General features: G+C 65.0%; 7 protein-coding genes and 1 pseudogene. 5 read left to right on the top strand and 3 right to left on the bottom strand.

Annotated features, from left to right (window positions below):
• Together ACZ6C1_RS38440 and ACZ6C1_RS38435 are read right to left on the bottom strand one after the other, a co-directional pair.
• The coding region (locus tag ACZ6C1_RS38440) for a DDE-type integrase/transposase/recombinase (RefSeq protein WP_469247685.1) at nucleotides 1-611 on the bottom strand (611 nt) is incomplete at its 3' end.
• 152 nt (nucleotides 612-763) lie between these two features.
• Nucleotides 764-1,075, bottom strand: coding sequence for a transposase (locus ACZ6C1_RS38435; protein WP_469247684.1), 312 nt, complete (start codon nucleotides 1,073-1,075; stop codon nucleotides 764-766).
• A 74-nt stretch (nucleotides 1,076-1,149) separates the two neighbouring features.
• On the opposite strand from ACZ6C1_RS38435, the pseudogene ACZ6C1_RS38430 reads away from it, so the two are divergent.
• From ACZ6C1_RS38430 to ACZ6C1_RS38420, 3 genes and pseudogenes are all read left to right on the top strand, one after another.
• Nucleotides 1,150-2,199: pseudogene (locus ACZ6C1_RS38430) on the top strand (IS630 family transposase); the annotation flags it as partial.
• Complete coding sequence (locus tag ACZ6C1_RS38425) at nucleotides 2,200-2,535, top strand: transposase (RefSeq protein ID WP_469247686.1); 336 nt, start codon at nucleotides 2,200-2,202, stop codon at nucleotides 2,533-2,535. It begins immediately after the preceding pseudogene.
• A 412-nt stretch (nucleotides 2,536-2,947) separates the two neighbouring features.
• Entirely contained in the window at nucleotides 2,948-3,403 is a 456-nt protein-coding gene (locus ACZ6C1_RS38420; protein WP_469247683.1) for a DoxX family protein, read from the top strand.
• A 1,166-nt stretch (nucleotides 3,404-4,569) separates the two neighbouring features.
• On the opposite strand, the gene ACZ6C1_RS38415 is transcribed toward ACZ6C1_RS38420, so the two are convergent.
• Nucleotides 4,570-5,235 carry a transposase gene (locus tag ACZ6C1_RS38415; protein ID WP_469247682.1) on the bottom strand — a complete coding sequence of 222 codons (666 nt, stop codon included), beginning with the start codon at nucleotides 5,233-5,235 and terminating at the stop codon, nucleotides 4,570-4,572.
• 213 nt (nucleotides 5,236-5,448) lie between these two features.
• Here ACZ6C1_RS38415 and ACZ6C1_RS38410 point away from each other — a divergent pair, with 213 nt between their 5' ends.
• Together ACZ6C1_RS38410 and ACZ6C1_RS38405 are read left to right on the top strand one after the other, a co-directional pair.
• The gene (locus tag ACZ6C1_RS38410; RefSeq protein ID WP_469247681.1) at nucleotides 5,449-5,571 is read left to right on the top strand and encodes a transposase domain-containing protein; all 123 of its coding nucleotides are present in this window, start codon (nucleotides 5,449-5,451) and stop codon (nucleotides 5,569-5,571) included.
• A gap of 44 nt (nucleotides 5,572-5,615) precedes the next feature.
• The gene (locus ACZ6C1_RS38405; protein WP_469247680.1) at nucleotides 5,616-5,855 is read left to right on the top strand and encodes a hypothetical protein; all 240 of its coding nucleotides are present in this window, start codon (nucleotides 5,616-5,618) and stop codon (nucleotides 5,853-5,855) included.
• Nucleotides 5,856-5,953 lie beyond the last annotated feature (98 nt).

The following is a 5,953-nucleotide window of genomic DNA, read 5'->3' as shown; positions in this document are numbered from 1 at the left end:
TCCCGCTGGCGCCTCTCGCACCTTCTGCTTCTGATCTCGTCCCATCGCATCCCTCTGTGATCAAGGTGTTGCGACGACCAGTTGAATCCGCCTTGCGACCCCGCGTCCGAGTGGCATATGAGCTGGTCCCGCCCGACCGGGGTGCCTTCGTGGCCGCGGCGCCACAGCGCCATCCTGAGCGGCGCGTCGACCAGCTCCACGTCCCGCTTGATTGAGGCGTGCCAGCCCACGATCTTCTGGGAGAAGCAGTCCACGATGAACGCGACGTAGGTGAACGACTGATAGGTGCGGACATAGGTGAAGTCGGTGATCCATTTCTGGTCCGGGGCCGGGGCGGTGAAGTCCCTGTTCAGCAGGTCCGCTGCCCGGGTGTCGGCCGGGTTGGGGATCCTGGTTCTGGGTCTCTTGCCGCGCACGACGCCGGCCAGCCCGAGGGACCGCATGGCCCGGTCGACGGCTCCGAAGCCGGCCTCGGGCAGCAGCGTGCGGCGGATGAGAGCCAGCATCTTGCGCCGGCCATAGAGCCCTTCCGGTGCCAGCACACGCTGCCCGGCCTCGTTCGTGGTGAAGGCCAGCGCCCGGACGGCGTCCTCGACCAGGGCATCACTCATGGTCCGGGCCGCGGGCGCGTTCGCCGGCCCGGCGGGGGCGCACCAGGCCCGTAAGGTTCGTGCCGCGATCTTCAGGCCTGCGGTATTCAGGGCGATGAGGATCGACTCGACGGCATGACCGACTGCCTTCATCTGGTCGACGGAGGCGACGATCAGCGGTTTCGGGGGTCGAGCTCCCCCGCGAAGAAAATCGTCGCCGACTTCAGTACCTCGTTGACCTCGCGAAGCCGCTTGTTCTCCGCCCGCAGCCGCTTGAGCTCCTCGCGTTCATCGCTGGTCACGCCCGCGGCAACGCCGGTGTCGACCTCGTGCTGGGCCACCCAGCGCCGCACCGATTCCCGCGACACGCCGAGCGATTCGGCGACCTGGACATGGACAGCACGCTCGGTGGAGTACTCCGAGCGGTACTGGGTGACCAGTCGCACAGCCTGGCTCCGAAGCGCGGGGTCAATCTTCTTGGGCACGCGTCCCATCCTCTCTGATGGCTCACAACGGAGCGGCATAGAAGTCGGAACGGTTCAGTCGTCCTGGTCCGAAGATTCCGCCGTTGTCGGTCACTGACGCCCAGCGGTCTGTGCTGGAGGGCTGGGTGCGCCGTCGTTCGACGGCCCAGGCCCTGGCCTTGCGGTCGCGGATCGTGCTGGAGTGCGCCGAGGGACACTCGATCATGGAGGTGTCCCGCCGGCTGGGTGTCACCGCGGACACGGTCCGCACCTGGCGGCGGCGCTTCCTCGAACGCGGCCTGGACGGCCTCTCCGACGAGCCGCGGCCTGGTGTCCCCCGCAAGATCACCGATGCGGATGTCGAGCGTGTCATCGTCAAGACGCTCGAGGAGAAGCCGAAGAACGCCACCCACTGGTCGACGAGGTCGATGGCCGCGGCCACGGGTATGTCCCAGCCCGCGATCTCGCGGATCTGGCGCGCCTTCGCTCTGGCCCCGCACCGGTCGCAGACGTTCAAGCTGTCCACCGACCCGTTGTTCATCGACAAGGTCCGTGACGTGGTGGGCCTCTACCTCGATCCGCCGGAGAAGGCCCTGGTGCTGTGTGTGGACGAGAAGTCGCAGATCCAGGCCCTGGACCGGTCCCAGCCCGTGCTGCCGATAGTGCCCGGCGTTCCCGAGCGACGCAGCCACGACTACGTCCGCGCCGGCACCACCACCCTATTCGCGGCCCTGGAGGTCGCCACCGGCAAAGTGATCGGCTCCCTCCATCGACGGCACCGGGCCGTGGAGTTCAAGAAATTCCTCACCAAGCTGGACAAGGAGGTGCCCGCCGACCTCGACGTGCACCTGATCCTCGACAACTACGTCACTCACAAGACGCCCGTCATCAAGCAGTGGCTGCTGGCACATCCCCGCTTCCACCTGCACTTCACACCCACAAGTGCATCCTGGCTGAACCTGGTCGAGCGGTGGTTTGCCGAGCTGACACAGAAGAAGCTCAAGCGCGGCGTCCACCGCTCCGTCCAAGCCCTCGAACGCGACATCCGAGCCTGGCTCACGGACTGGAACGACAACCCACGGCCGTTCGTCTGGACGAAGACCGCCGACGAGATCCTCGACAAAGTCGCCGCCTACTGCCGACGAATCTCCGACTCAGATCACTACAACGGCGAGCGGGTAATCCTGATCTGGGACGGCCTGTCCGCCCACTGGAGCCGGGCGATGCGGGTCTGGGTCGCCGAACAGGACTGGCTCACCCTGGAACGATTGCCGGCCTACGCGCCTGAGCTGAATCCGGTGGAGCTGCTGTGGTCCTCGCTGAAGAAACGCGAGCTCGCCAACCTTGCCCGTGACCCTCTCGCCGATGTCGCCGACGCCACCGAACAAGGCATCCACCGCATCAGCCAGAACCCACAGGTGCCCTGGTCCTTCCTCACCCACACCGGACTCACCGTCCACCCACCAACTCCACAGAACTGACGAAAAGACGTTTGGTTCGCTTGCCTGAGGTACAACGCAAGGACGAAATACACGGTGAACCGGGCCGACAACAGACGTCGGCGTTTCTCCGCGCACCCGGCCCCGCAACGATCCGGTCGACCAGCTCAGGCGGACACGACCGGGTCAAGATCCCCAGCCCCAGCCGCTCCAGACGCGATACCAGCACGAACAGCCCAACGCCCGCCCCACCCCAAAAGCAACGGCATTGTCATCCGCTCGACAGGGGGAACAGCCATGCCGGACCCGGAGGCCAGCGACCCTCTTGCAGGACCGCGAAGAAGATCACGGGGAGTCGCTCGGCTTAGGGGGCCATTAAGAAGCGATCAGCCGATGACTCGTTCAGAATCACCAGGGAAGGATCGTTTTTATGCGCCTGTAAGGAGTGATCTTGATGCTCAAGATTTTTTCTGGCGGCCCCTACGAGGGCGTGAGCCAGTACATCTTAAGTTTGTTCCGGGCGGTTGTTGGCTTCCTGTTTTTCAGCCATGGCATGGCTTCCTTATTCGGCGCGATGGGTGGGGCACACGGTTCTGGCGGGGTATTGGAGCCCGGCACGTGGCCTGGGTGGTATGCCGCTATTATTCAGCTTGTTGGCGGAGCGATGGTCGCTCTCGGAGCGTTGACACGGTTGATGGCCATGGTGAACTCGGGGTCGATGGCATACGCGTACTTTTCGGTGCATCACCCGCAATCCTTATGGCCATTGGAGAACGGCGGTGAGCTTGCCGCTATGTTCTGCTGGGGCTTCTTCCTGCTGGTTTTCATGGGGCCAGGCCCTCTGTCCCTTGATGATGTCATCGGTCGGATTCACTCGGGTGGCAGAGAGGGTGAGAGGGAATCGGTGTGACCGGGTGCTTTAATGCCTGGACTTGAGATGTGCTGTGCTTTTCCAAACTTCCGTCCCAAGGATGCGGTTGTGGCGTCCCTTGTTGTGGTGATCTGCTGTGCCCGCGAGCGTTGTTGCGCGATGCTCCGGCTGGCCAGCGGAAGACCGGCCAGGCTCCATTCCCTCCAAGGACCCTCAAGCGGCCTCCTCTCCGAAGGAGGCGGCTCACGTACAAGACCAGGCAACATTCCCGGGAGACACCAGCGCAGCGACCAGGAGTCTCGTCTCTTACAGGCCCCCATGTTCAGCTCGCTCCTTCACCACTAAGACATCTGTCAGCCCAGCAGGCGTTGCCCCGCCCGCCAGGACGGTGCTGGGCCGCAGCGCGTACAGGCCTGCCTGCTGGCCCTGCACAGCGCTTCGCCGGGGAAGCACCTTGCCACGTGACGCTCGAGAGCACGGACGAGGCGGGTGCGCTGAGCCTTCATCTTCCGGTGGCGGAAACAGTCAAACCCCGCAAAATTGGGATCAGCGGCCCAATCGCAGGGAGCTGCATTCGCGGGTGGGCCACTACGGCCATGAGCAGCCCTATGACGGCTGCCTCCCGCCGTAGACCGCAGCATTCTGGCGGTCTCGCTCCTCATATATCACTTTCTGACTGCGTGGAAAAGGGAGGCCTGGTGGCTGCACTGGCCTGGCTGGCTATACCGTTAGTGACCGGCCTTGGAGCAAGCATCTGGGCGTGGTACGCATCGCACCCGCGCCGCATGAACGTTTTGGTCGGCGTCGAACAATACGGTCGCATCCGAGCTGTCCTCGCCCGTATTGTTCGCGACTGAAGAGAGCTCCGCAGCAGCGGACTTGGTGCGACAGCAGTAATTCCGGTGTAGGCGCAGCAAGGCTACGCTTGGCCCTGGTCGCTGGGGCCGAATGAGACTGCACAGCGGAGCGCAGAACCCGACACATAAGGTTCCCCTTTCCGAAGTGGGACCGTGCGCAGGATCGGGGGACCTAACGAAGTCGTGCATGGTTGGCAGTGAGACGTCGAGAAGTCCGCTTGGGGACGCTGTTCACATCCGCTGTGCCGATGCCAGGTCCGTGATCTGCTGGTGAGACAGTAGGCCGGCGATCGCTTGAACGGTGTCGCTCATGTGCTCTCGGCGGCCGAGGTGGCGGGCCAGGGCCCGCTAGTTCTTCAGATGTGCGATGCTGCGCTCGACGCGTATACGGCGTAAGGGATGCGCCTTGCGCTGGCGCTCGTGCATCTCCTCGTACCAGCCCAGGGCGTTCTTCTTGAACTTGCGGTGCGGTGGTGTCACTACGCGCCCGCCGGTCTGGGCACCCAGGCCCTGATAGCCGGCATCAGCGAGGATCTCGACCGCGGGCCCGTCGGCCAGGAGTTTGACCAGCCCTAACTGGCGGGCATGCGTGATGTCTGCGCAGCTTGCGGGCTGGGTCGGGCTGCAGAACAGCACGCGGCCTTCGTCGTCCGTGAGGACCATGGCCTTGACGGCGTTCTGCTTGTTCTTGCCGGAGATGAACCTGTCCCGGTCCTTGCGTCCGGCGGCCGGCCGCCGGACCCGGATCTCGGTGCCGTCGATGATCCCGGTCTTCCCGGATGCGCCGAGATGGTCGACGACCTGGGCGAGGGTTCGCAGGCGCACGTCGGGGTTGATGGTGCACCCCCGCTCGGCGAGCAGGGGCCGCGCCTCGCCGATGGCCCGGGTAATGGTGGACCGGTCCACGCCGAACCAGCAGGCCAGCACGTCGTGGGTGGTCCCATGGCGGAGATGGACGGGAGTGGCCAGGAGTCGGCCGACGAACACCAGCCGGTGCTTTGCGCCGGCGCCCACGGACCGCTTCCGCTGCCGGGAGGCAAGTTTGACCTGGTGGCGCTCCTGCCACAACGGGCCTAGCCTCAATACCGGTAGCTTAGGGGCAACCCGGTCGTTGTTGTTGGCGTGGCAAGAGCGGGTCAGTCGAAGTCATCTGGTGAGTGGTTGTCGGACCGGGTCGCGGTCGGGGTGCTGACACAGGCGTTTCCTCAGTCGCTTGTGGATGAGGTGTTGGCGGAGACGGGTCGGGTGCAGCAGCGCAACCGGCTGTTGCCGGCCCGGCTGGTGGTCTACTTCGTGTTGGCGATGTGCCTGTTCTCCGGGCAGAGCTATGTGGAGGTCGCCCGGCGCTGAGGGCGGGTTTGCAGGGTGCGCGGCGTTGGCGTACATCGTGGGTGGTGCCGAGTACGGCGGCGATCTGGAAGGCCAGGTCTCGGCTGGGGGTGGCGCCGTTGCAGCAGTTGTTCGCGCGGGTGTGCCGTCCGGTTGCCACACCGGACACTCGGGGCGCCTTCTACCGCGACTGGCGGCTGACCGCGATGGACGGCACCACATTCGACCTGCCCGACACGAAGGCGAACGTGGAGGCGTTCGGCCGTCCGCCCCGCTCCGGGCGTGGTGAACAGGACGTCGGCTAACCGCAATACTGGTGACTTTGGGTGGTGTTGGTCGTTGGGTGTGGTGTGCCAAGGCCTGGGCAGGTGAAGAAGTCGTCGGGTGGCCGGTTGTCGGACCG

Source organism: Streptomyces sp. NPDC041796 (assembly GCF_055590785.1).
Note: the sequence above shows the minus strand (reverse complement) of the source record. Positions and strands in the feature narration are given on the sequence as shown.